The sequence below is a fragment of the Lutibacter sp. genome (assembly GCF_030692605.1).
GTDB lineage: Bacteria > Bacteroidota > Bacteroidia > Flavobacteriales > Flavobacteriaceae > Lutibacter.
In genome coordinates, this window is sequence record NZ_JAUYUD010000093.1 from 18598 (window position 1) to 43063 (window position 24466).

At 28.9% G+C, this 24466-nt stretch carries 26 protein-coding genes; 11 read left to right on the forward strand and 15 right to left on the reverse strand.

Annotation, left to right across the window (positions count from 1 at the left end):
* Positions 1-651 carry a class I SAM-dependent methyltransferase gene (locus Q8S45_RS09205; RefSeq protein ID WP_305603992.1) on the reverse strand — a complete coding sequence of 217 codons (651 nt, stop codon included), beginning with the start codon at positions 649-651 and terminating at the stop codon, positions 1-3.
* Positions 652-784: 133 nt separating this feature from the next.
* Between Q8S45_RS09205 and Q8S45_RS09210 the strand changes: the two genes are divergently transcribed.
* Entirely contained in the window at positions 785-3256 is a 2472-nt protein-coding gene (locus Q8S45_RS09210; protein WP_305603994.1) for a M14 family zinc carboxypeptidase, read from the forward strand.
* A 6-nt stretch (positions 3257-3262) separates the two neighbouring features.
* On the opposite strand, the gene folE is transcribed toward Q8S45_RS09210, so the two are convergent.
* The 5 genes from folE to nadC form a co-directional block, all read right to left on the reverse strand.
* The gene (gene folE, locus Q8S45_RS09215; protein ID WP_305603996.1) at positions 3263-3949 is read right to left on the reverse strand and encodes a GTP cyclohydrolase I FolE; all 687 of its coding nucleotides are present in this window, start codon (positions 3947-3949) and stop codon (positions 3263-3265) included.
* A gap of 37 nt (positions 3950-3986) precedes the next feature.
* Positions 3987-5363, reverse strand: a complete 1377-nt coding sequence (gene hisS, locus Q8S45_RS09220; protein WP_305603998.1) for a histidine--tRNA ligase — start codon at positions 5361-5363, stop codon at positions 3987-3989.
* 105 nt (positions 5364-5468) lie between these two features.
* Positions 5469-6212, reverse strand: a complete 744-nt coding sequence (kdsB, locus tag Q8S45_RS09225; RefSeq protein WP_305604000.1) for a 3-deoxy-manno-octulosonate cytidylyltransferase — start codon at positions 6210-6212, stop codon at positions 5469-5471.
* Entirely contained in the window at positions 6209-7147 is a 939-nt protein-coding gene (locus Q8S45_RS09230) for a YihY/virulence factor BrkB family protein (protein ID WP_305604002.1), read from the reverse strand. Before Q8S45_RS09230 ends, kdsB begins: the two co-directional genes overlap by 4 nt.
* Positions 7144-8004, reverse strand: a complete 861-nt coding sequence (gene nadC, locus Q8S45_RS09235; protein WP_305604004.1) for a carboxylating nicotinate-nucleotide diphosphorylase — start codon at positions 8002-8004, stop codon at positions 7144-7146. The genes Q8S45_RS09230 and nadC overlap by 4 nt, the downstream gene beginning before the upstream one ends.
* A gap of 171 nt (positions 8005-8175) precedes the next feature.
* Here nadC and rlmH point away from each other — a divergent pair, with 171 nt between their 5' ends.
* From rlmH to Q8S45_RS09260, 5 genes are read left to right on the forward strand one after another with little or no spacing between them, the layout of a single operon-like run.
* Entirely contained in the window at positions 8176-8649 is a 474-nt protein-coding gene (gene rlmH, locus Q8S45_RS09240; RefSeq protein WP_305604006.1) for a 23S rRNA (pseudouridine(1915)-N(3))-methyltransferase RlmH, read from the forward strand.
* The gene (locus tag Q8S45_RS09245) at positions 8642-9226 is read left to right on the forward strand and encodes a non-canonical purine NTP diphosphatase (RefSeq protein WP_305604008.1); all 585 of its coding nucleotides are present in this window, start codon (positions 8642-8644) and stop codon (positions 9224-9226) included. Before rlmH ends, Q8S45_RS09245 begins: the two co-directional genes overlap by 8 nt.
* Entirely contained in the window at positions 9226-10257 is a 1032-nt protein-coding gene (locus tag Q8S45_RS09250) for an iron ABC transporter permease (protein ID WP_305604104.1), read from the forward strand. Before Q8S45_RS09245 ends, Q8S45_RS09250 begins: the two co-directional genes overlap by 1 nt.
* Entirely contained in the window at positions 10257-11060 is an 804-nt protein-coding gene (locus tag Q8S45_RS09255; RefSeq protein WP_305604010.1) for an ABC transporter ATP-binding protein, read from the forward strand. Before Q8S45_RS09250 ends, Q8S45_RS09255 begins: the two co-directional genes overlap by 1 nt.
* A gap of 28 nt (positions 11061-11088) precedes the next feature.
* Positions 11089-12111, forward strand: coding sequence for a M28 family metallopeptidase (locus Q8S45_RS09260; RefSeq protein WP_305604012.1), 1023 nt, complete (start codon positions 11089-11091; stop codon positions 12109-12111).
* 55 nt (positions 12112-12166) lie between these two features.
* Here the strand turns inward: Q8S45_RS09260 and holA are convergent, their stop codons facing one another.
* Positions 12167-13171, reverse strand: coding sequence for a DNA polymerase III subunit delta (holA, locus tag Q8S45_RS09265; RefSeq protein WP_305604014.1), 1005 nt, complete (start codon positions 13169-13171; stop codon positions 12167-12169).
* A gap of 29 nt (positions 13172-13200) precedes the next feature.
* On the opposite strand from holA, the gene Q8S45_RS09270 reads away from it, so the two are divergent.
* From Q8S45_RS09270 to Q8S45_RS09280, 3 genes are read left to right on the forward strand one after another with little or no spacing between them, the layout of a single operon-like run.
* Entirely contained in the window at positions 13201-13647 is a 447-nt protein-coding gene (locus tag Q8S45_RS09270) for a type I restriction enzyme HsdR N-terminal domain-containing protein (protein WP_305604016.1), read from the forward strand.
* 4 nt (positions 13648-13651) lie between these two features.
* Positions 13652-14581 carry an alpha/beta fold hydrolase gene (locus tag Q8S45_RS09275; protein ID WP_305604018.1) on the forward strand — a complete coding sequence of 310 codons (930 nt, stop codon included), beginning with the start codon at positions 13652-13654 and terminating at the stop codon, positions 14579-14581.
* Complete coding sequence (locus tag Q8S45_RS09280) at positions 14578-15576, forward strand: glycosyltransferase family 2 protein (protein WP_305604020.1); 999 nt, start codon at positions 14578-14580, stop codon at positions 15574-15576. The genes Q8S45_RS09275 and Q8S45_RS09280 overlap by 4 nt, the downstream gene beginning before the upstream one ends.
* A gap of 9 nt (positions 15577-15585) precedes the next feature.
* Here Q8S45_RS09280 and Q8S45_RS09285 read toward each other — a convergent pair whose 3' ends face one another.
* The 8 genes from Q8S45_RS09285 to nusB form a co-directional block, all read right to left on the reverse strand.
* The gene (locus Q8S45_RS09285; RefSeq protein WP_305604022.1) at positions 15586-16206 is read right to left on the reverse strand and encodes an L-threonylcarbamoyladenylate synthase; all 621 of its coding nucleotides are present in this window, start codon (positions 16204-16206) and stop codon (positions 15586-15588) included.
* 65 nt (positions 16207-16271) lie between these two features.
* Entirely contained in the window at positions 16272-16967 is a 696-nt protein-coding gene (locus Q8S45_RS09290) for a response regulator transcription factor (protein WP_305604024.1), read from the reverse strand.
* Positions 16968-16980: 13 nt separating this feature from the next.
* Positions 16981-18549 (reverse strand): sensor histidine kinase KdpD, encoded by a 1569-nt coding sequence (locus Q8S45_RS09295; protein WP_305604026.1) that lies wholly within the window; start codon positions 18547-18549, stop codon positions 16981-16983.
* 101 nt (positions 18550-18650) lie between these two features.
* Positions 18651-19232 carry a dephospho-CoA kinase gene (coaE, locus tag Q8S45_RS09300; protein ID WP_305604028.1) on the reverse strand — a complete coding sequence of 194 codons (582 nt, stop codon included), beginning with the start codon at positions 19230-19232 and terminating at the stop codon, positions 18651-18653.
* On the reverse strand, positions 19229-20197 hold the full coding sequence (locus Q8S45_RS09305; protein ID WP_305604030.1) for a CdaR family protein: 969 nt from the start codon (positions 20195-20197) through the stop codon (positions 19229-19231). The genes coaE and Q8S45_RS09305 overlap by 4 nt, the downstream gene beginning before the upstream one ends.
* A 71-nt stretch (positions 20198-20268) precedes the next feature.
* Positions 20269-20592, reverse strand: a complete 324-nt coding sequence (yajC, locus tag Q8S45_RS09310) for a preprotein translocase subunit YajC (protein WP_371133007.1) — start codon at positions 20590-20592, stop codon at positions 20269-20271.
* A 17-nt stretch (positions 20593-20609) separates the two neighbouring features.
* The gene (locus Q8S45_RS09315; RefSeq protein ID WP_305604034.1) at positions 20610-21068 is read right to left on the reverse strand and encodes a DUF1573 domain-containing protein; all 459 of its coding nucleotides are present in this window, start codon (positions 21066-21068) and stop codon (positions 20610-20612) included.
* 31 nt (positions 21069-21099) lie between these two features.
* Positions 21100-22038 carry a transcription antitermination factor NusB gene (gene nusB, locus Q8S45_RS09320; protein ID WP_305604036.1) on the reverse strand — a complete coding sequence of 313 codons (939 nt, stop codon included), beginning with the start codon at positions 22036-22038 and terminating at the stop codon, positions 21100-21102.
* Between the two features lie 175 nt (positions 22039-22213).
* On the opposite strand from nusB, the gene Q8S45_RS09325 reads away from it, so the two are divergent.
* Entirely contained in the window at positions 22214-23968 is a 1755-nt protein-coding gene (locus Q8S45_RS09325) for an ABC transporter ATP-binding protein (protein WP_305604038.1), read from the forward strand.
* Between the two features lie 79 nt (positions 23969-24047).
* On the forward strand, positions 24048-24410 hold the full coding sequence (locus Q8S45_RS09330) for a PUR family DNA/RNA-binding protein (protein ID WP_305604040.1): 363 nt from the start codon (positions 24048-24050) through the stop codon (positions 24408-24410).
* Positions 24411-24466 lie beyond the last annotated feature (56 nt).

Below are 24466 nucleotides of genomic sequence, written 5' to 3' on the forward strand. Positions count from 1 at the left end.
TTAAGCCATTTTTTGAAATAGTGTATAAACATATTCCCTTGTGTTTCCTGAAGGTTGTGTATACGTATAATTAAATGATTTTTTTAATTTAAAGGCTTTTCCTAATCCTTTTTGCAACATATTTTCATCATAATTTACAACATTTAATCCACAACATTTTTTTGCGCCTTCCAAATTAAATTCTGCCAAAATAACATAACCTTCAGTTTTTACAGCATTTCTAATTAAATTAAAATAAGCTGTTTGCTGTTCAAATTCTGTAAAAAAATGTAAAACCGCTCTATCATGCCATAAATCAATATTATTTAATTTATTTAATTCAGTTGGATTCGTTAAATCGTCCACTATATAGGTAACATTTGCGCTTTTTGGGATCACAATTTTATCTCGTAATTCGCCTAATGCTACAGACGAAATATCGTTAACTATTATGTTTGTATAACCTTGTTCCAATAAATTATCTATAAGTGTCGTAGCTCCAGCTCCAGCATTAAATAAAATTGCATCTTTAGGTAAATTACACTCAACTATTAGCTCAATCGAAGGTTGAGGGTTTTCTTCATACCACCCTAAATTTTCAACATTAGTCTTTAAATAGGCATTATTCCAATGTTTTTCAAAATCGCGCAATGAGTTTTCAGCTATATCCATTTAAAACAATGTTAATTTCGATAAAAGTAATCAATTTAGATAGATTCTTATAATTTGCTACATCCTCTAACATATTTTTAACACATCCAAATTAATATTATTTATTTACATTTGGCTCTTAAAATTTATTATAATGAAAAAATGCATTGTTAACCTATTTTTCTTAGTAGTTATTGGAACCGTCCATTCATTTGCTCAAAATATTCAATCTCCTTCTGAATTTTTAGGGTATGAATTAGGTACACGGTTTACGAGACATCATGACGTTGTCGCTTATTTTACTTATGTAAGTAATAACTCTAAAAGTGTGAAATTAGAAAAATATGGTGAAACTAATGAATTTAGGCCATTATACATCTCTTATGTTTCATCTGAAGAAAATATCTCCAATTTAAAAAATATTAGGGAAGATAACTTAAAAAGAACTGGCATTTTAAAGGGAGAGGTAAAAACCGATATTGCTATTGTTTGGCTGAGCTACAATGTTCACGGTAACGAGGCTTCAAGTACAGAAGCTGCAATGCAAACAATTTATAATTTAATTACCGAAAAGCAAGAGTGGCTCAAAAACACCATAGTAATTATTGATCCATGTATTAATCCTGACGGACGTTCCAGATATGTTAATTGGTTTAATGAAACCAAAAACACACCGTATAATACCAACCCAGATGTTGTCGAGCATAATGAACCTTGGCCAGGTGGAAGAGCAAATCATTATTTATTCGATTTAAACAGAGATTGGGCGTGGGCAACACAAATTGAAACACAACAACGCTTAAAAGTTTATAACAAATGGATGCCACATATACATGTTGATTTTCATGAGCAATTTATAAATAACCCATATTATTTTGCACCTGGTGCCGAACCTTATCATGAAATAATAACCACATGGCAACGTAATTTTCAAATTGAAATTGGTAAAAATCATGCCAAATATTTCGATAAGAATGGGTGGCAATATTTCACTAAAGAATCATTCGATTTATTTTACCCTAGCTATGGAGATACCTACCCAACCTATATGGGAGCAATAGGAATGACTTATGAACAAGCTGGACATGGAAGAGCTGGGTTGGGAATAATAATTGAAAATAAAACTGAACTTACTTTAAAAGATAGAATCAAACATCATACTACTTCAGGAATTTCTACTGTTGAAATGGCTTCTATGAATGCATCAAAATTAGTATCTGAATTTCAAAAATTCTTTAATAATTCTAGCTTAAAGTATAAAAGTTATGTTTTACGAGGCGATGATCATAAATTAAAAAAGATAAAAGCTCTATTGGAAAAACATGAAATCGAAAGCTATTCAACAGAAGAAAAAACTATAAAAGCATTTAATTATCAATCAAATTCAATTAAAAGTTTAAAAACAAATTCAAGGGACTTGGTAATTTCAACAAATCAGCCAAAAGGTAAAATGGTCAAGGTATTATTCGAACCAGAAGCGAAACTTTCCGATTCATTAACCTATGATATTACAGCTTGGAGTATTCCTTATGCATATGGAGTTGAAGGTTTTGCCAGTGAAACTGAGTTGTTAAAAGGAAAACAAAATGATAATAACAAAACCGAACTGAAAAATGAAATTGTTCCTAATACATATGCATATGTAAGCAATTGGAGTGACGTTTCTGATGCTGAATTTTTAGGCGATCTTTTAGAAAAAGATTTTAATGTTCGTTATAGCAATGCCAATTTTACAATCGAAGGAACTTCATTTAAAAAAGGAACTTTAATTGTTATGAAAGGTGAAAATGAACACATTCAAAATTTTGATGAATCAATAACTCAAATAGCGACTTCACTAAATAAAAACCTAATCTCTGTTAAATCTGGTTTTTCTGATACTGGATTCGATTTTGGATCCTCAAATTATTCATTAATTAAAAATAAAAAAATAGCAGTTTTATCGGGTGAAAATGTTTCTTCATTGAGTTTTGGTGAAATTTGGCACTTTTTTGAATCTCAATTACAGTACCCAATTAATGTTATAAATGTTTCTTCGCTCAAAAGAATTGATTTATCAAAATACAATGTAGTAATTACACCAAATGAATATGTTGCGAATAAAGACGATTTAGCTATTCTTTCAGAATATGTTACAAAAGGTGGAACCATAGTAGCAATTGAAAGCTCTTTAAAAAGTTTTGCAAATAAAGAAGGTTTTGCTTTAAAAATTAAAAAGGATACGCTTGATGACAAAAGTAAACCAAAAGTAAATCTAATACCATACAACCAACAGGAAAGAGAAAGTCTGAAAAACACAATAACAGGAAGTATTTTTAATGGCACCATAGACACAACGCACCCTCTAGCCTATGGTTATGAAAATAATTATAATAGTTTAAAATTAAATTCGGACGCATATCAACTGCTCGAAAAAGGAATAAACGTTGGCTATTTTTCGGATAAAACGATTAACATTTCAGGTTTTGCAGGCTCAAATGCTTTAAAAGAAGTTCCAAACTCCTTACTATTTGGAATTGAAAGGAAAGGAAAAGGTCAATTAATTTATATGGTAGACAATCCTTTATTCCGATCATTTTGGGAAAATGGAAAGTTGTTTTTTGCTAACGCTGTGTTTTTAAATTAAAAAAAGTTAATCAAAATCAGTGTCTAAATTTATAAAATCGAGAAACTCTTGTTTAGTTTCTTGATTTTTAAATTTTCCACCGTATTCCGCTGTAACAGTACTACTTTCAATATCGCGTACACCTCTTGAGTTTACACATAAATGCTTCGCATCAATTACACAAGCAACATCATCTGTTCCCAATGCTTCTTGCAATGCTTGAACAACTTGCATCGTCAATCGTTCTTGAACTTGTGGTCTTTTAGCGTAAAAATCAACGATTCTATTCATTTTGGACAATCCAATAACTTTTCCGCTAGAAATATAAGCTACATGAGCTTTTCCTACAATTGGTAACAAATGATGTTCACATGTTGAATAAACAGTAATGTTTTTTTCAACCAACATTTCACCATACTTATAATTATTATCGAAGGTTGATAATTTAGGTTTATTTGCTGGATTTAACCCTCCAAAAATTTCGTAAACAAAAGCTTTCGCGACTCTTTTAGGAGTTCCTTTTAAGCTATCATCTGACAAATCCATACCCAAAGTGTTCAAAATATCTCTAACACTTTCTTGAATAAGTTCTACTTTTTTTTGGTCAGTAATATCAAAAGCATCAGCTCTCAGTGGAGTTTTTGCAGAAGAACTAATGTGGTCATCCCCTATTTCTTCAAATTTATCTGCCATTTCTTCTTTTCCTTCAAACATTTAATTAATTATTAGCCCGCAAATTTACAACAATGTTTTAAAGTTGGGTTGTGATTTTTAGTAATTCTTCAAGATTGCAAATTTGCTGGTCGCCGGTATGCATATTTTTTAAAGTGAAATTATTATTTTCTAATTCATTGACACCTACCATTACAACAAAAGGAATTTCTCTCCTATTTGCATAATGCATTTGTTTTTTAAGTTTATCACTTTCTGGGTATAATTCAGTTTTTATTCCTTTTGCTCTTAAAACCATTAATGCCTTCATACATAAAGTAGCTTCCTTTTCACCATAATTTAAAAACAAAACTTTTGGGGTTGGCAAGGCCACATCTTTGAATAAATTAAGTTCTTCAAGCACTAAATAAATTCGATCTAAACCAAATGAAATACCGACACCACTCACATCTTTTAACCCAAAGACACCTGTTAAATCATCATATCTTCCACCGCCACCTATTGAACCCATTTCAACACCTTTTGGTGCCGAAACTTCAATAATAGCTCCAGTATAATAATTTAAACCACGTGCCAAGGTTACGTCCAATTCTAATGAAGCTGTTTGCAAGCCGAAATTCTCAACGGTTGATACCACAAATTTTAAATCTGCAACTCCTTGTTTTCCTACCTCAGAATTGGATAGTAAATCTTCAAGCTGATTTAATTTATCTACATTACTTCCTTGCAAATTAAATAAAGGTGTTACTTTTTCTATGGCTTTTTTTGAAATACCTTTTTCAAGCATTTCTTTTGCAACGCCTTCAGCTCCAATTTTATCTAATTTATCTAAGGCTACCGTAAAATCAATTAATTTATCTTTTTCACCTATTATTTCAGCTATACCAGCTAAAATTTTGCGATTATTGATTTTAATAGTCGTTCCAACTAAATGTAACTTACTAAAAACTGCATCGTATAACTGAACAAACTCAACTTCTTGCCATAAACCTTTGCTACCAACAACATCTGCATCACACTGATAAAACTCTCTAAAACGTCCTTTTTGTGGTCTGTCGGCCCTCCAAACAGGTTGCATTTGGTAACGTTTAAACGGAAAAACTATATCGTTTTGGTGTTGTACTACATAACGAGCAAAAGGCACTGTTAAATCGTAACGCAATGCTTTTTCTGAAATTTGATTAGTTACTTTTAAACTATCTTTTGCTGAAAGCAATGTTTCATCGACTTTATCTAAATAATCACCTGAATTTAAAATTTTAAAAATCAGCCGATCGCCTTCATCTCCATATTTTCCCATTAACGTAGTAGAATTTTCAAAACTTGGAGTTTCAATTGGTTGAAATCCATACAGTTCAAAAACTTCTTTTATAGTATTAAAAATATAGTTTCGTTGTGTAACTTCTTTAGGTGAAAAATCACGTGTTCCTTTTGGAATGCTCGGTTTTTGTGCCATTGGTATTAATTAGGTTGCAAATATCTAAAATTTAAAAAACTATTTAAAGATTTTCTGGTATTGATTTTCATATGATGATAACCAGCACTTATTTTGAATCTTTTTTTAATATGATTTTAGATTTCTATTAAATAATTCAATCGCTTTTTCTAAATCTTCAGGAGTATCAATACCGATAGCTAACTGACCTGTTTCTACCATTTTAACTTTCATGCCATTTGCTAAAAAGCGTAAATTTTCTAATTTTTCTGTTGCTTCTAAAGCATTTATGGGCAATTTTGTAAATCGCATTAATGCTTCTTTTCTAAATGCATAAATCCCAATATGCTTAAAATAAGTAGCTAAACTTTTTTCTCTCGGATACGGAATTGGAGCTCTTGAAAAATACATTGCAAAATTTCTGTCATCTATTACCACTTTAACATTGTTTGGGTTATTTATTTCATCTTCATCTTCCAATTTTATCATTAATGAAGCAATATCCACTTCATTTAAGGTGTCCTTTTTAAATACTTTCAATAATTTTATAAGTGGTTCAGTTTGTGTAAAAGGTTCGTCTCCTTGAACATTTACAACAATATCAATATCCATGGATGCAACAGCTTCAGCAATTCTATCGCTACCAGACTCGTGTTCATTTATACTTTTAATTGCTTTCCCTCCTTTTGAAATAATTTCATTATAAATTATATCACTATCGGTAACTACATACACTTCATCAAAAAGATTTGAATTTAAAGTTGCTTCATACGTTCTTAAAATTACAGATTTGCCTACCAAATCTTTCATTAATTTACCTGGAAAACGACTGGCTTCAAATCGTGCCGGAATCATTGCTATTATTTTCATTTATTTATTTTTTGTCTTAAATGAAACCTTCTCAACCTTTTTATACTTGCATTTAGCTCAAAACCAAGCAATAAAATAATTGCATTTAACCAAACAAACAACATTAGAATAAGTAGCGTTCCAATGGAACCATATAGCTCGTTATACGTGGCAAATTTTTCAACATAAATTGCAAATACTTTAAACATAAGTAAGGTAAGTACTGTTGTTAAAACAGAACCAGGAGTGAAAAACGATTTAAATTTCATCGATTTTGTTCCATAATTGTATAAAAACGAAACTGATACAAATAAAAGTAATGTGAAAAATAGGATTCTACCCCAATCGATCCAAAAAACATCGTCATCTACCCAACCTTTCAATTTTAATCTTGAAACACCAATTTCGAAATAAATAACAAGAATTACAGTAATAACTAAAATTACCGCAAAAAGTATAGACATACCAATAGAAATAATATATTGTCTAAATGTATTTCTCATTTCATTTACGTGGTACGAATATTCAAATCCACCTAAAATTGCATTAACTCCGTTAGTCATTAAAAAAATAGAAGCAATAAAACCAAAAGACATTAAGCCTCCATACCTATTAATTGCTATATCATTAATCACATCTTGTACAGATTCTGATGTTTTAGGAGGTAATAATTGATCTATCATAAACAAAAAATCGCTCTGAAAACCTTCAATGGGGACAAATGGAATTAAAGTTAAAATAAATAATAAAAATGGGAATAATGCCATAAAAAAACTAAATGCAATACCACCAGCTCTTGAAGTTAAAGCTCCTTTTGCAATACCAATTATGTACATTTCTAAAACATCGTATAACGACATTCCCATTAAACCAGGAATTTTTACTTTTTTTACCAAGAGCATTATCCAATTTAAAATTGGAATTTTTTCTAGGCTATCTTCAATTTGTTTTGTCATTGAACTGCTTTTAAACTTAAGTCCATGTTAAAAACCGAATGTGTTAATGCTCCTGATGAAATATAATCCACACCACATTTAGCGTATTCTTTAGCTGTTTTTAGGGTTATTCCACCCGAAGATTCAGTTTGGCATTTGTTCCCAATTAGCGCAACCGCTTTTTTAGTTTCTTCATAATTAAAGTTATCAATTAAAATTCTGTGAATACCATCATGTTCAAGAATTTCGGAGATTTCTTCCAAATTTCTAGCTTCAACAATAATTTTTAAATCGAGGTTATTTTCTTTCAAATAAAACTTTGTTTTAGTAATTGCTTTTGAAATTCCGCCTGCAAAATCTATATGATTATCTTTTAGCATAACCATATCATACAAAGCAAATCGATGATTTTCTCCTCCTCCAATTTTTACTGCCCATTTTTCTAGTGCTCTAATTCCAGGAGTTGTTTTACGTGTATCTAAAATTTTGGTATTTGTACCTTCTAAAATGGATGCAAACTGTTTCGTTTTAGTTGCAATAGCACTCATACGTTGCATTGCGTTTAAAACTAATCGTTCAGCTTTTAGAATAGATTGAGAACTGCCTGAAACATAAAAAACGATATCGCCATAATTAACTTTTTGTCCGTCTTTTATTAAAACTTCAATCTTTAAATTTTTATCAACATAATTGAATATTTGTTCAGCAAATTCAACACCAGCAATTATACCATCTTCCTTTACTAATAATTTTGCTTTTCCTAAAGCAGTTTTAGGAATACATGCTAATGAACTATGATCGCCATCTCCAACATCTTCTCTAATAGCATTTTCAATTATTATTTTAAGTTCTTTTTCAAACTGCTCTTTTGAAATCATTCTGTTAATTTTTTAATAGTACGAAAATATAGTATTTTTGGGGAAAACTTATTAATTATGAAAAGAAAAATTACAAAATTTTAGTACTAATTATTGAACTATTCTAAAAAACGAATTAAAATTTTTAAAAAACACTTTTGGTAATTCCTATTAAAAGTAAAATTAGATTTTATGAATATTAAAGTAGTTGCTATAGGAAAAACGGATGATAAAAATTTAACTATTTTGATAGAAGCCTATCAAAATAGATTAAAACATTACATTAATTTTGAATTGGAAATTATTCCAGATGTTAAAAATAGTAAGAATTTAAGCGAAAATCAACAAAAAGAAAAAGAAGGGGAACTTATAATAAAAAAATTAACAAATTCGGATATTTTAATTTTATTAGATGAAAAAGGAAAAGAATATGGCTCTGTCGATTTTTCAAAATACCTCCAAAAACAGATGAATGCTGGAATTAAACAACTTATTTTTGTAATTGGTGGTCCATATGGTTTTTCCGATGAATTATATAAAAAAGCGACAGGTAAAATTTCTTTATCAAAAATGACCTTTTCACATCAAATGATTCGTTTATTTGTGGTAGAACAATTGTATAGAGCATTTACAATTTTAAAAAACGAACCCTACCACCATGAATAAATTAAAATTAGTTTTTGCAACTAACAATGCTAATAAATTAAAAGAGGTGCAGGCCATGTTAACAAACTTTGAAATTGTAAGTCTTGCCGAAATTAATTGTTTTGACGACATTCCTGAAACAGCCCTAACACTTGAAGGAAATGCTATTTTGAAAGCTAACTTTATTACACAAAAATTTGGATTAAATTGTTTTGCTGATGATACTGGCTTAGAAGTCGAGGCGCTAAATAATGAGCCAGGAGTTTATTCGGCACGTTATGCTGGAAAAGAAAATAATGCAGATAAAAATATGAAGAAACTACTAAAAGAACTTGGAGAAAATTCTAACAGAAAAGCACAATTTAGAACTGCCATTGCACTTAATTTGAATGGAAAACAATATATTTTTGAAGGAATTTGTAAAGGAACAATTCTAAAAGAAAAAAAGGGAAATTTTGGATTTGGGTACGATCCTTTATTTGTTCCCAAAGGTTTTTCTACTACTTTTGCCGAAATGGATATGAATACAAAAAGCACCATAAGCCACAGAGGAAAAGCTATTGAAAAATTAGTGACATTCTTAACTACTAAATCTTGATTAAAAGCACTGTGCCATATAAAATTATTTTTCCAGCCTTAGTTGTTACACTTATTTTATTATTTTTTATCAACTTAAGTTTAGGATCTGTTTTAATACCTATAAAACAGGTTTTTATTGCATTAATTAACGGTGAAGTTGATAAAGATTCTTGGAAATTAATTGTTTTAAATTACCGTTTACCAAAAGCTATTACCGCTATAATTGTTGGAGCGGGCTTATCTATTAGTGGTTTATTAATGCAAACTTTATTCAGAAATCCGCTAGCAGGACCATTTGTTCTTGGTATCAGCTCTGGTGCAAGTTTAGGCGTTGCTTTATTAATACTTGGTTCTTCCTTTTTAGGTGCAAATTTAACATTATATGGGTTGAGTGTTTGGGGGCAAGCATTGGCTGCTAGTATTGGATCATTTATGGTTTTACTCGCTGTTATGGCTGCTGCAACTAAGGTTAGAAACACCATGTCAATTTTAATTATTGGACTTATGTTTGGTAGTTTTACTTCAGCTATAATAAGTGTTCTAGCCTATTTTAGTAGTGCTAACGAGTTACAACAATTTATGTTTTGGAGTTTTGGAAGTCTAGGAAATATTAGCTGGAGTCAAATTATAGTTTTAATGGTTGTTTTTCTTTTTTCATTTGTTATGGTTTTATTTATTTTAAAACCTTTAAACAGCTTGTTATTAGGAGAAAATTACGCAAAAAGTATGGGTGTAAACATAAAAATAACACGAAATGTAACCTTAATTTCAACAAGTTTAATTACAGGTGTAATTACTGCATTTGCCGGCCCTATTGCATTTATTGGTTTGGCAGTTCCCCATTTAACAAAATTAGTTTTTACAACATCTAATCATAAGATTTTAATGCCCGCCGTGGCAATTAGTGGTGCAATTTTAATGCTTATCTGCGACAGCATTGCGCAATTACCTAGTAGCGAATTTACTTTACCCATAAATGCTATAACCTCATTATTTGGGGCTCCAGTTGTAATTTGGTTATTACTGAGAAAACGAAAACTGATTTATTAATGGGCAACGAAATTTCATATTGTATTACAACTCAAAATTTAAGTATTGGCTATACAACTAAAGATCAACCCATTGTTGTAGCGTCAAACTTAAATATACAGTTAGAAGGTGGAAAATTAGTTTGCTTATTGGGTAAAAACGGTATTGGAAAATCTACATTGTTAAGAACATTAACCAAAGTTCAACCGGCTTTAAAAGGAACTGTTCTTATTAAGGACAAACCGTTAAATTTACTGAAAAATATAGAATTATCTCGAGAAATTAGTGTTGTTTTAACAGAAAAATTGCCTGAAAGTAACTTAACCGTTTTCGAATTAATTGCCTTAGGCAGACAGCCATATACCAATTGGATAGGAAAACTTGACGTCAATGATTTAGACAAAATAAATGAAGCCTTAGAACAAACCAACACCACACATTTAAAACATAAATTTTATTATCAATTAAGCGATGGCCAGCTTCAAAAAGTATTAATTGCCAGAGCATTAGCTCAAGATACAGCGATTATTATTTTTGATGAACCCACAGCCCATTTAGACATTCATCATACTATTGAAACCTTTTCTTTATTAAAAAACTTAGCAGTTAAATTTAATAAAACCATTATTGTCTCTACACACGAAATAAATTTATCGTTACAATTAGCAGACGAATTATGGCTTATGACGCCTACCAACTTTATTTGTGGTGAAACAGCTACATTAATAGAAAACAACTCCTTAGACCAATTGTTTGATTCAAACCTTATTGAGTTTAACAAAACTTTAAAGCAATTTATAATTAAACCTTCTTCTCATTTTTAATATATTTGAAAATCTTATTAATTTTTATATGAAAAATTCTATTCTTTTTATTGCTTCTTTAACTCTTCTTAGCTGTGTTAGTAATAATCAAATTACCGGTCAGCAAATTGAAAACTCAACTATAAATTCGGATGTGATAGCTGAATTTGGAGCGAGTATCACCGCTATAGATTTGAGCAAACATTTATATATTATTGCATCAGATGAGTATGAAGGGAGAGAAACTGGGGAGCCTGGACAAAAAAAAGCTGCTGAGTATTTAAAGAATTTTTATATTAATGCTAAAATAGCATCGCCTTATGGTGGGCACGATTATTATCAATCAATCCCAACCGAGCATTTAAGACCTAATTTAAAACCATCTGAAAATGTTTTAGCATTTATTAAAGGTACCACAAAACCTGAAGAAATTATTGTTATATCAGCACATTATGACCATGTAGGTATTCAAAATGGTGAAATTTATAATGGTGCTGACGATGATGGATCTGGAACAGTTGCTGTAATGAAAATTGCTGAAGCGTTTCAAAAAGCAGTTGAGGCTGGAAAAGGACCTAAAAGATCTATTTTATTTTTACATATTACAGGTGAGGAAAAAGGATTATTGGGTTCCAAATACTATGTGAATTTTCCCGTTTTTCCGTTAACTAATACCGTAGCTAATTTAAATATTGATATGATTGGGCGGGTTGATGATGCCCATAAAAACAATCCAAATTTTGTTTATTTAATTGGAGCGAATAAATTAAGTTCTGAGTTACATAACATTTCTGAAAACATGAATTCTAATATCACTAAATTAGATTTAGACTATACTTATAATGATGAAAATGATCCAAATCGTTATTATTATAGATCTGATCATTATAATTTTGCAAAAAACAACATTCCTGTTATATTTTACTTTAATGGAACGCACGAAGATTATCATAAACCAACTGATACTCCAGATAAAATAAATTATGAATTATTAGCCAAACGAGCTCAACTAATTTTTTACACTGCTTGGGAAGTTGCAAATAGAGAAAATCGAATTTTGATTGATAAATAGAAGTTGATTGAAAGATGTATTTTTTTTCTATATTTTTAATTTTGAAACTAATTATTTAATGTAAAATTTTAAACATAAGCTCTTTTAAAATATCGCTTGCTGGTACAGAATTAGCTCCCACACCTTTGCTTTTAACATCGGCTTCGCGCAAAAATGAAATAATTTGAGAAATTTTTCTCATTGGGTAATTTTTAGCTCCATCGATGTAATCTTTTACAAAAAAAGGACTCACACCCAAAGATCTTGCAACTGCATTCGACGATTTATCTTTTAAACTGTGATAAATTAATAGTTGAGTAAAATAACTATTAAGCAAAGAAAGTGTAACAACTATTGGATTTGCTTTTTGATTTTGACCAAAATAATTGATAATTCTATTTACCCTTAAAATATCTTTATCTCCTATTGCTTTTCGTAATTCAAAATTATTAAAGTCTTTACTTATCCCAATATTATCTTCAATATCTTTTGGCGAAATAGTTGAATTAACTGGAACTACTACCATTAATTTTTCCAGTTCTTTACTAATTTTACTTAAATCATTCCCTAAAAAATCGACCAACATTAATGCAGCCTTTGTATCTATTTTATAACTTTTTTGTTGCAGAATAGCTTTAATCCATTCTGGAACTTTATTGTCGTACATTTTTTTACTTTCAAAAACAACCCCAGATTTTTGAATGGCTTTATATACTTTTTTTCTTTTATCTACAGTTTTGTATTTATAACAAAAAACCAGTATTGTTGTAGGCTGGGGGTTTTCTGCATAATTTGTTAGGTTTTCAAATGTTCTAATTAAATCTTGGGCTTCTTTTATAATTATTACTTGTTTTTCACCAATCATTGGGTATCTTTTGGCGTAATCAATAATTTCTGATACGCTTATGTCTTGTCCATAAAAAACCATTTGATCAAATGCTTTTTCACTTTCTTGTAAAACAGTATCCTCAATAAAATCTGAAATTTTATCAATAAAATATGACTCTTCGCCCATTAATAAATAAATAGGTTTAATTTCCCCTTTTTGTATATCAGAAACAATTTTTAAAACCTCATCCATAAATTAAAAAAAATTAGCATTTTTGTTGTATGCAAGCGCTTAACTTACCTACGTATAATTTTCGAATCAAATGTACCAAAAATAAGTATGTCATATTTGATATTATACGTAAAAAATATATGGTTCTTACACCCGAAGAATGGGTTAGGCAACACATAATTCATTTTTTAATTGAAGAAAAAAAATATCCAATTTCATTAATTAGCGTTGAGAAAAAATTAACAATTAACAATTTAACAAAACGAACTGATATTTTAGTTTTTAATAAAGTTGGTTTGATTGAAATTATTGTTGAATGTAAAGCTCCAACAGTTTCTATTAATCAAGATACTTTTGATCAAATAGCACGTTACAACTTAAAATTAAAATCTAACTACTTGTTTGTAACTAATGGGTTAACTCATTTTTACTGCTCAATGGATTTTAAAAATGAACAGTATGTTTTTTTAGATAATATTCCAAATTATAATTTTTAATAACATGAAAAAGAGTTATTTATATAAAATATTATTCCTATTAATTATTTTTATTGTAGGTATTTATTTTATTCCTGCGCCTAAAGCTAATTTCTTTGAATTGTATACAATAAATGATAAAGCATCACAGAGTTTAAAAGAATTCAAATCTAAACCCCTTAAAAAAATTGAGGCAGATGGTATTAAATGGATATATTACGTTGGTGGAAAAGGAGAAAAAACCATTCTTTTTTTACACGGAATGGGTGGTGCTTATGATTTGTGGTGGCAACAAGTTGTTGCATTTGAAAAAAATTATAAAATAATAACTTATACCCTTCCTGAAGAAATAAACTCACTAGAAAATGCTACGAAGGGAATTCTAAAAATTTTAGAAACTGAAAATGTCTATACTTTTTATGCTGTTGGAACCTCCATGGGTGGTTATATTACACAATATTTAGTGAATACCATTCCTAATAGAGTTGAAAAAGCAGTATTTGGTAATACGTTTCCACCAAACCACTTAATTGCTAAAGAAAATAAAGGAAAAAGTAAAATAATTCCTTGGCTGCCAGAGATATTGATTTCAAAATTAGGAGAAAAAAAATTAAACGAAGAAATAGTTCCAGCAGCAAAAAACTCAGAATTACTTAAAGCATTTTTACCAAGTTTACACTTTAGTAAAAAACAATTTATGAATAGGTATTATGTTGTTATTGATAATTTTGTTGCAAACCCAGCTAAACAAGAAATACAACGAATTCCAAAATTAATAATAGAATCAGATAACGATCCTCTTATTCATCCTCAATTACGTAAAGAAATAAAAGAACTTTATAAAGATGCTGAAATATATACATTTTATAATGAAGGACATTTTCCATATATTAATGCTTCTGAAAAATATAATAAAGTACTGTATAATTTTTTAACAAATAATAAACAAAATTGAAAATAGCTATAGTAATCTTAAACTGGAATGGTAAACAATTATTGGAAAAATTTCTTCCATCAATAATTGCATACAGTACAATACCTTCCGTTGAAATTGTTGTTGCAGATAATGATTCTACAGATGATTCTGTTGAATTTGTATCCAATAACTATCCAAATATTTCTATTGTACAAAACAAAAAAAATGGAGGATATGCAAAAGGCTATAATGATGCATTAGAACACATAAATGCCGATATTTTCGCCTTGGTAAACTCTGATATTGAAGTAACACCCAATTGGTTAGATCCAATTATAGCAATTTTTGAAAATGAACCTGAAACAACTATCATTCAACCAAAAATATTAGATTTTAAAAATAAAAGTAAATTTGAATATGCTGGTGCAGGTGGTGGATTTATTGATAGATTTGGTTATCCATTTTGCCGAGGTCGTGTTTTTAATGAATTAGAAACAGATACTGGTCAATTTAATGACATCTCAGAAATATTTTGGGCTTCTGGTGCTTGTTTTTTTATAAGAAAAAACGCTTTTAATGAATTGAACGGATTTGATGAAAATTATTTTGCACATCAAGAAGAAATTGACTTATGTTGGCGCGCTCAAAATATTGGTAAAACTATTAAATATGTTGGTACTTCAACCGTATATCATATAGGAGGAGCAACTTTGCAAGAACTAAGCCCCAGAAAAACCTTTTTAAACTTTAGAAATAGTTTATTTTCACTAATCAAAAATGTTCCAGCAAACTCTTTATTTCCGATTTTATTTTTTCGGTTGGTTTTAGATGGTGTAGCCGGAATGAAATTTTTAATTGAATTAAGGCCTATACACACTTTCTCAATTATTAAAGCACATTTTAGCTTTTACTCAAGTTTCTTAAAAATGTTTAAACAGCGAAAATTATCAAATCAAAAAAAACAATACTACCACACTACGAGCATTGTTTGGAATTATTTTATACAAAGTAAAAAGACTTTTAAAGATATTTAAAATTCTTAGTTATAAGATATCTAAGCTACCTTTCCCTTCTCGTAAAACAACTACTTCGTCTCCAGAAAGATCTATTACAGTAGAAGGAATATTATCGCCAAAACCACCATCAATAATTAAATCGACAACATTTTCCCATTTTTCAAAAATTAATTCCGGATCTGTCGTGTATTCCAATAAATCATCTTCATCATAAATAGATGTAGACACAATAGGGTTTCCAAGCTGCTTTACAAGCTCTCTTATAATATTATTATTAGGAATTCTAATTCCTACGGTACTTTTATTTTTAAATGCTTTTGGCAAATTATTATTCCCAGGCAAAATAAAAGTATAAGGTCCTGGAAGGGCTCGTTTTAAAATTTTATAGGTTGGGGTGTCAATTTGCTTTACATAATCTGAGAGACTACTTAAATCATAACAAATAAAGGAAAAATTAGATTTTATAAGTTTAACACCTTTAATTTGCGCAATTCTTTCCATCGCTTTGGTATTAGTAATATCACAACCCAAACCATAAACAGTATCTGTAGGGTAAATAATTAATCCGCCTTCGCGTAAAACTTTTACAACTTTACTAATTTCTTTTTCGTTTGGATTTTCGTTATATATTTTTACAAATTGAGCCATAAGTCTAATTTCATCAAATATAGCTTTATTCTAAAAAAAAACCTGCAAAAAGCAGGTTTATCATTTTATTTTTCAATGAGTCTAAATCCTTCACCGTGAATATTTAAAATTTCAACATTTTCATCTAGTTTCAAATATTTTCTAAGTTTAGCAATATATACATCCATACTTCTAGATGTAAAGTAATTATCATCTCGCCAAATTTTAGTCAAAGCCAATTCTCGAGGCATTAAATCGTTTTTATAATTAGCCAACAATTTTAATAATTTACTTTCTTTTGGCGATAACTTTTGTGATTCTTCATTATTAAAAGATAAATGACGCAATTTTGAATTAAAATAAAATCTTCCAATATTGTATTCAAATATTTCTTCTTCAATAGTTTGTTCTGTTTCTTTTCGTTGCATTATTGCTTTAATTTTATACAATAATACCTCAGAATCAAAAGGTTTGTTTAAATAATCATCTGCGCCAGCCTGATATCCTTTAAGAACATCTTCCTTCATTGTTTTTGCAGTTAAAAAAATGATGGGAATATCCTTATTTGTGGCTCTAATATCTTTCGCTAATGAAAATCCATCTTTACGAGGCATCATAACGTCTAAAATACATAAATCATATTCATCATTTTTGAACATAATTAATCCTTCTAATCCATCTTTTGCCAATGTTACATTGTAATCATTTAACATTAAATAGTCTTTTAAAACCGTTCCAAAGTTCGGATCGTCTTCAACCAATAAAATTCTTTTATTTTCCATACTAAATTATTTTTTAAATTAATGGTAACTTAACTGTAAAGACACTTCCGTGTCCCTTTTCACTTTCAATGCTAACATTACCTTGATGAATTTCTACTATTTTTTTTACGTACGCCAACCCTAATCCATGGCCTTTAACATTGTGAATATTTCCGCCTTCTTCTCTATAAAACTTTTTGAAAATATTTTTTTGAACGCTTTTATTCATCCCAATTCCATTATCTGTTACCTTAAATGTAATATTTTTTCCTGAATTTTCAGTGAAAATTTCAATTTTCGGAACTTCCGTGGTATATTTTATTGCGTTATCTAACATGTTTACAACCACATTTGTTAAATGAAATTGATTTCCAAGAATAACTGAGTCCTTAGCATTTAGATCTAACTTAATTTTTCCTCCTCTATCCTTAACCAATAACTGAATATGTGTCATTGCATCTTCAATAATTTCATGTAAATCAACCTTTTCTTTGGTTACTTCCAACTGATTTTTTTCTAATTTAGAAATTCTTAACACATTTTCAACTTGGCTATTCATTCTTTTATTTTCATCTCTAATCATATTAACATAACGCAACACCTTTTCATTATCATCAATAATTTTCGGATTTTTAATTGCATCCAATGCTAAATTTATGGTTGCTATTGGAGTCTTAAATTCGTGTGTCATATTATTAATAAATTCGGTTTTTATCTCCGAAATTTGTTTTTGCCTTATTAATTGATACAAAGCACTTGCAAAAGCCAAAATAATGATAAAGACAAATAAAACTGATAATCCTAATATAGTGGTAATAGAAGATAAGATGTAATTTTTTTTCTTCGGAAAAGAAACATACAATTCAAAATTACTTTCTCCTTCAGCATTTGCAAATATTGGAATCATGTAACTTTTCCCTTCTTCCTTTCTATAATAACCCGATTTTAATTGAGTTGATAATCCGTTGCTGTAAATTCCATATTTAAAATCGGTAATGATACCTCTGTTATCTAACTCGTTACGTAATCTGTAACTAATTTCCCTGTTACTAATTCTTTTATGAATTGGAATTTTATTAATATAAACATCAAATTGACGCTCTAAATACGATTTTTCTGCGCCCTTAAATCTTCCGACTTTAATATATCTTTCTTCTGGCGGTTCTACAGATCCAGAACCTTCGTCAAGCACTTGATTTTTAATTACAACTACTTCTTCTTTGCTGTAAATTTCTTTAAAATCTATAGAATCATCCTCAAAAAAATCAGTTGGAACTTTGTAATTAGCTTCAACAATACTTTGCGAATAAGTAAATTTTTCATTGTTTGTGGTATCTATTTTTTCATAAATAAACTTCCTTACGTCAGAATCTTTAATTTTTTCACCTTCTTTATAAATATCTGCAAGTTTTTCATAAAACCCATTAAACTCTCTTTGTTTTATATCTTCAGAAACTTTAGCCAATGCAAATTTTGCGTTAGAACTAAATTGTTCTTCCGTAATTTGTATGGTTTTTTTAATCCAAAATACCTGAACAGAAATAATTCCTACTAAGGCGATACTCATTAGAAAAATGATGAGTACAAACATTCTCTTCCCCATTGTTCAAAATTAGTTATTTATCAATATAATTAGACTATTTTAACGTAGATTAACTAAAATAGTATTTTTTTAACAATTTCTTAAGAAATGCTTCAAAGGAATTAAGTCTTTATAAGCATCTTATAAATAGTTTCTACTTGTATTTTAGTCTGATCTAAACAGTTATTTTGAATGACAAAATTTGAGTGTTTAATTTTAAAATCATCCTCTGTTTGGTGCTGCATACGTTGTTCAATTTGAGCAATCGAAAGAAAGTCTCTTTTGGCTATTCTTTCAATTTTAGCTTTGTAATTTGCAATTACAGTTATTACATAATCGCAAAAATTACTACTTCCACTTTCAAATAAAATGGCTGCTTCATAAATTACAATTGGTGCTTTTGATTCTTTTATAAATTTTTGAAAATTATCCCGAACTTTTGGATGAACAACTGCATTAATAGCAACTAATATTTCTTTATTGTTAAAAATTAATTCTGCTAAATAAGCCTTATTTAAAACTTGATTTGAATATGCCTTATCTCCAGCAATTTTTTTTATGAAACTAATTAGTTCCTTGTCAGAATTCATTAACTTTTTTGCCTCATCATCTGCAATATACACCGCAGCACCTAAATTTTTAAAAAGTGCTAAAACCGTGCTCTTTCCACTCCCGATTCCTCCTGTTAATCCTACAATTTTCATTTTTGTATAAAATATTCTATTTTAGTTGGCTCAACTCTTAACGTTGTTATTAAAGGGCTTTTTCGTTTTATAACTGGCGTTAAAAATCGAGTTTGAGTTTCTTTTAAATATTCATTGTAATCAAAAACAATATCAAAACTTTCAGTTGTTATTTTTTTGAAATTTGAAAGTCCTGTTTGGTAGATTATCTCAATTTCTTTAGGAAATGTTTTTAAAATAACATCTTGAGGCTTATTGATAAATCGTACAGGAATTTTTATTTTTCCTTCAGTAATTTTGTCAACCTTTCCAATTACTACAACTTGAGTTCTCGAAATTTTAATTCCCCTTTTTTCTAAATTATTTTTTAAATCTATAGATTCCTTAATATTTTCATAAACGTCATTTATTGTCAACCTTTTTGTTTCAATAAAATGAATGGTGTCAATAATTTCATTTGGACCTGTAATTTCGATGGAATCTGGCTCTATTTTTAAATTTTCAATTAAATTATAGCCTACTTTAAAGTTGGCAATTAATCTTGAAACAACAGGAATTTTTTTAGTTTTAGATTTTCCAACATCTATTTTAACAACTTCAGTGAGCACTTTAAGCATCACAACATTTCCTTTTAACTGTGAATTAATAAAAGTTAACTGATTATTTGGTACTATATAATAGTTCGATTTCCCTTTAATAAGTTGATCTAATTTTAAATCTATAGTACGTTCTAAAATATTGTAATTTAATATTGTTAAACCTGAAGCTCTTATCCATAATTCTACCTCAGATTTTGGCTTGGATTGGAGCAATTTATCCGAAGGTAGATTGATGTAATTTACATGAATTGTAATTTTTCCATCATATGTCTTAGACAATTCCACAAAAAACCAAACGATACTTGTAACCACAAGTATTAAAAGGAATATTTTAAATTTCCTTCTACTATTTAATGATATATGAGTATTTTTTGAAATTCTATCCATTCCGTTTAATCTGGATTAAAGGTACAAAAAAAGTGAGCCAATGGCTCACTTTTAAATTATATCAATGTTACTTATTTTTCAGTAGAAGATAAAACTTTTTTACTTAATTCCATAGAAATAGCTGAACGTTCAAATTTTATTTTTCCTGCACCCGTTTCTACAAGCACTGTATTATCGCTATCAATTATATCTATAATTTTACCATGTATACCACTAGTAGTAATAACTTTATTTCCTTTTGCTAAAGCATTTTGAAATTGTTTTTCGTTTTTTTGACGTTTCATTTGTGGTCTTATCATAAATAGATAGATAACCAAAAACATAAGTATAAAAGGTAGCATACTCATTAATGCGCTACTATCTCCTTGTAAGAATATTGTATTAAACATAAACATTTTTATTTATTAAATTATTATTTAGATTCCTTTGCTGTAACTGTACCCGAGATACTTAAAGTCTCAGTTATTTTTTCGGTATTAGTTTGTAAAGTAATAGATTTATGTTGTTTTCCAGCTCTTCCTGCTGAGTTGAATGAAAATTTTAATTCACCAGTCTGACCTGGTAAAATTGGATCTTTCGGCCAAGACGGCACTGTGCAACCACAACTTGCAGAAGCATTTGTAATCACTAAATCTGCTTTTCCTTTATTGGTAATTTTAAAAATCCCTTCTGCAATTTCACCTTCTTTAATAGTACCAAAATCATATACCTCTTTGTCAAAAGCAATAATAGCAATACCTGAAGCTACATTTTCATCTCTTTCAATGGCACTTTCTAATTTTTCAGGTGAAATTTTAGACGATGCGTTATCTTTACAAGAGTAGGTTGCAATACTAAGCATAATCAAACTTAAAATTGTTATTTTTTTCATTGGTTTCATTTTATTGTTTTTTATTTTAATTTTATAATAATCCTCTTCCAATTTTATTTATTCTATCATCGGTTGTAAATTCTTTCAAAATTTTATCTAATACACCATTAATAAAAAAACTACTTCTATCGGTTGAATAATCTTTTGCAATTTCAATATACTCATTAATTGTAACACGAGTTGGTATTGAAGGGAATTTTAAAAATTCACAAATAGCCATTTTAATTAAAATTAAATCAATTTCAGCAATTCTATCTGTATCCCAGTTTGGGGTTTTATCTGCAACTTCCTTCTCAAAAGTAGTATGATTCAAAATTGCCTTTTTAAATAATTCAGAAACAAACTTTTTATCGTCTTCATCTTTATACAAATTACCTAATTGAAATGTGCCTTTTTCTGTTAATTGACCTAAACTTTTAACAATCCAAGTATTTACAAATGGAATATCATCTACCCAACTAATATTTTTATCTTCAAAATAATCGGCCAATTTATCATTTGGAGCCAAAACTTTTTTAAACAAAGCCACAACAAAATCTCTATCGTGTTGAAAGCTTTTGTCTTCAGCTTTTATATAGTTTTTATATAAACTAGAATCCTTGGTTAGCTTCCAAATTTCATCAACATATTCGGTATCCAGTTTCCAATAATTAATTTTATTTTTTTCTATATATTCAGCTAAGGAAACACTTTCTTCTAAAATTTTAAAAACCTGATTATCAATAAACTTTGAACTTGGGTTTAGTTCATCTTTTGTTGCTAAATACTTCTTTTTGGAAATTTTAATATTATTCTTTTCCATATTTTTAACCTCAACAAGAAGTTGCAAAAGTATTGCATACAAATCAAACATTTTATCAATACTCACATATAAGAACTTTTCCTCCTTATCAATGTTATCATTTTTAGATTGTAACACTGCGTATACAGACTGCATCACTTTAATTCTAATATGTCTTCTATTTATCATCTACAGAACTTTGTTTTTTTTCTTTTTAACTGCGCAAAAATACTACTATTTTTTAAATATTTAATTTAGTTTTTAGTTTTTTAACCATCGTTAAATCTATCTTAAAAAAGTTTAATTCAATCATTATTCATGTATCTTCGTAACTTCAAAAAATTGAACTTGCCTTTTTTTATTTATGAAAGCCTTACAGTATTTAAATAAATATTTTATAAAATATAAATATCGCCTACTATTAGGTGTTATAATTACCATTTTTTCTAATATTTTAACCCTTGAAGTTCCACGTCTTATAAGGCAATCTGTAAACGCTGCAGAAGATTATAGCAACGGCTTAATTACAGATTTAACAGTGGTAAAAACTGAACTTTTAACCAATATTTTATTTATAATAGGAGCTGCATTGCTTTCTGGTTTTTTAACATTTTTAATGAGGCAATTGATAATAGTTACATCAAGATTAATAGAGTTCGATCTTAAAAACGAAATTTATGCACAATACCAACGTCTTTCTTTAAATTTTTATAAAAAAAATAGAACGGGTGATTTAATGAATAGAATTAGTGAAGACGTAAGTAAAGTACGTATGTATTTTGGTCCTGCCATTATGTATTCTATAAATATGTTGGTTTTGTTTATTGTGGCAATTATTAAAATGTACAATATTGATCCTGTTTTAACTACTTACACCTTACTTCCTCTTCCCATACTTTCTATTTTAATTTACGTTTTGAGCCGAGTTATTCATAAAAGAAGTACTGTTGTTCAGGAATTTTTATCTAAACTAACTGCAAGTTCTCAAGAAACTTTTTCAGGTATCAGTATATTAAAATCATACGGAATTGAAGAAAGAACAATGGCCGAGTTTGAAGTTCTGGCAACAAGCGCAAAAGAAAAAAACATAAATTTATATAAAGCACAAGCCCTTTTTTATCCCATTATGATTTTGTTAATAGGAATTAGCAATATTTTAGTTATTTACATTGGTGGTTTGCGTTATATTGATGGAACTATAAAATTAGGGGTTATAGCAGAATTTATTATGTATGTAAATATGCTAACATGGCCAGTTGCTGTTGTGGGTTGGGTTACTTCAATGGTACAACAGGCGGAAGCCTCTCAAAAAAGAATTAATGAATTTTTGAAACAAGAACCAGAAATTAAAAATAATATAGCAGAACCAACCCAAATTATAGGAAACATAACTTTTAAAAATGTTTCATTCATTTATGAAGACACTAATATAACAGCCTTAAAAAATGTTAGTTTTAATATTGAGCAAGGAAAAACTTTTGCAATTTTAGGAAATACTGGTTCTGGAAAATCTACTATTGTTAGTTTAATTGCTCGATTATATGATATAAGTGATGGTGAAATATTAATTGATTCGAAAAATATAACACAAATAAACCTAGATAACTTGCGTCAGAGTATTGGATTTGTTCCTCAAGAAGCCTTTTTATTCTCAGATACCATAAAAAATAATATTAAATTTGGAGCAGAAAATGCTACAGATGAAGAGATTGAAACCGCAGCTAAAAAAGCATACATTCACCATAATATCATCGAATTTAACAAAGGATACGACACTTTTGTTGGTGAACGAGGTATTACATTATCAGGAGGTCAAAAGCAACGAGTATCTATTGCTCGAGCTATTATAAAACTACCTAAAATATTAATTTTTGATGATTGTCTTTCAGCCGTTGATACCGAAACTGAAGAAATTATATTAAATAACCTTGCTGAAGTAAGTAAAAATAAAACTACACTTATTGTTAGTCACAGAGTATCTTCAGTAAAAAATGCTGATACCATTATCGTATTACAAAATGGTCAAATAATTCAGCAAGGCACACACAATGAGTTGGTTAATATAAATGGGTATTATAAGGAGCTTTTTGAACAACAACTTTTAGAAAAAGATATTTAAAAATTATGTTTTAAGTCAATTATTTTTTTAGATTTGTGTATATCTAATTTAGGATTAATTAAAAAAATAAAGAGTACATATGGAAAATGACCATTTAGAACAAGAAGAGATATTTTCTCAGGTTCTTAGAGCAGGAAGAAGAACCTACTTTTTTGATGTAAGAGCAACAAAAGCAGAAGATTACTATTTAACAATTACGGAGAGTAAAAAATTTACACATGACGATGGATCTTTCCATTACAAAAAACACAAAATTTATTTATACAAAGAAGACTTCGTTGAATTTAATGAGATGTTGCAATCAGCAACTGACTATATCTTAAATGAAAAGGGAGATGAAGTGATTTCTGAACGTCATCAAAAAGATTTCAAAAAATCGTCTGAATTAGAAGAAAATTCAGGTACTGAAAGCTTTACAGATATAAAATTTGAAGATATTTAAATTTTATATTTAATCAAAAAAAAACACCTCAAATGAGGTGTTTTTTTTTATTAAAA

Excerpts from the sequence above, each read along its gene's own strand:
- Q8S45_RS09255 (WP_305604010.1), top strand. The coding sequence starts at position 10,257 with ATGGGCAACGAAATTTCATATTGTATTACAACTCAAAATTTAAGTATT.
- hisS (WP_305603998.1), bottom strand. The coding sequence starts at position 5,363 with ATGGCACAAAAACCGAGCATTCCAAAAGGAACACGTGATTTTTCACCT.
- Q8S45_RS09245 (WP_305604008.1), top strand. The coding sequence starts at position 8,642 with ATGAATAAATTAAAATTAGTTTTTGCAACTAACAATGCTAATAAATTA.
- nusB (WP_305604036.1), bottom strand. The coding sequence starts at position 22,038 with ATGATAAATAGAAGACATATTAGAATTAAAGTGATGCAGTCTGTATAC.
- holA (WP_305604014.1), bottom strand. The coding sequence starts at position 13,171 with ATGGATGAGGTTTTAAAAATTGTTTCTGATATACAAAAAGGGGAAATT.
- Q8S45_RS09230 (WP_305604002.1), bottom strand. The coding sequence starts at position 7,147 with ATGACAAAACAAATTGAAGATAGCCTAGAAAAAATTCCAATTTTAAAT.
- Q8S45_RS09260 (WP_305604012.1), top strand. The coding sequence starts at position 11,089 with ATGAAAAATTCTATTCTTTTTATTGCTTCTTTAACTCTTCTTAGCTGT.
- Q8S45_RS09305 (WP_305604030.1), bottom strand. The coding sequence starts at position 20,197 with ATGGATAGAATTTCAAAAAATACTCATATATCATTAAATAGTAGAAGG.
- folE (WP_305603996.1), bottom strand. The coding sequence starts at position 3,949 with ATGTTTGAAGGAAAAGAAGAAATGGCAGATAAATTTGAAGAAATAGGG.
- Q8S45_RS09285 (WP_305604022.1), bottom strand. The coding sequence starts at position 16,206 with ATGGCTCAATTTGTAAAAATATATAACGAAAATCCAAACGAAAAAGAA.
- rlmH (WP_305604006.1), top strand. The coding sequence starts at position 8,176 with ATGAATATTAAAGTAGTTGCTATAGGAAAAACGGATGATAAAAATTTA.
- Q8S45_RS09325 (WP_305604038.1), top strand. The coding sequence starts at position 22,214 with ATGAAAGCCTTACAGTATTTAAATAAATATTTTATAAAATATAAATAT.
- Q8S45_RS09210 (WP_305603994.1), top strand. The coding sequence starts at position 785 with ATGAAAAAATGCATTGTTAACCTATTTTTCTTAGTAGTTATTGGAACC.
- Q8S45_RS09330 (WP_305604040.1), top strand. The coding sequence starts at position 24,048 with ATGGAAAATGACCATTTAGAACAAGAAGAGATATTTTCTCAGGTTCTT.
- Q8S45_RS09270 (WP_305604016.1), top strand. The coding sequence starts at position 13,201 with ATGCAAGCGCTTAACTTACCTACGTATAATTTTCGAATCAAATGTACC.
- nadC (WP_305604004.1), bottom strand. The coding sequence starts at position 8,004 with ATGATTTCAAAAGAGCAGTTTGAAAAAGAACTTAAAATAATAATTGAA.
- Q8S45_RS09290 (WP_305604024.1), bottom strand. The coding sequence starts at position 16,967 with ATGGAAAATAAAAGAATTTTATTGGTTGAAGACGATCCGAACTTTGGA.
- Q8S45_RS09295 (WP_305604026.1), bottom strand. The coding sequence starts at position 18,549 with ATGGGGAAGAGAATGTTTGTACTCATCATTTTTCTAATGAGTATCGCC.
- Q8S45_RS09275 (WP_305604018.1), top strand. The coding sequence starts at position 13,652 with ATGAAAAAGAGTTATTTATATAAAATATTATTCCTATTAATTATTTTT.
- coaE (WP_305604028.1), bottom strand. The coding sequence starts at position 19,232 with ATGAAAATTGTAGGATTAACAGGAGGAATCGGGAGTGGAAAGAGCACG.
- Q8S45_RS09315 (WP_305604034.1), bottom strand. The coding sequence starts at position 21,068 with ATGAAAAAAATAACAATTTTAAGTTTGATTATGCTTAGTATTGCAACC.
- kdsB (WP_305604000.1), bottom strand. The coding sequence starts at position 6,212 with ATGAAAATAATAGCAATGATTCCGGCACGATTTGAAGCCAGTCGTTTT.
- yajC (WP_371133007.1), bottom strand. The coding sequence starts at position 20,592 with ATGTTTATGTTTAATACAATATTCTTACAAGGAGATAGTAGCGCATTA.
- Q8S45_RS09205 (WP_305603992.1), bottom strand. The coding sequence starts at position 651 with ATGGATATAGCTGAAAACTCATTGCGCGATTTTGAAAAACATTGGAAT.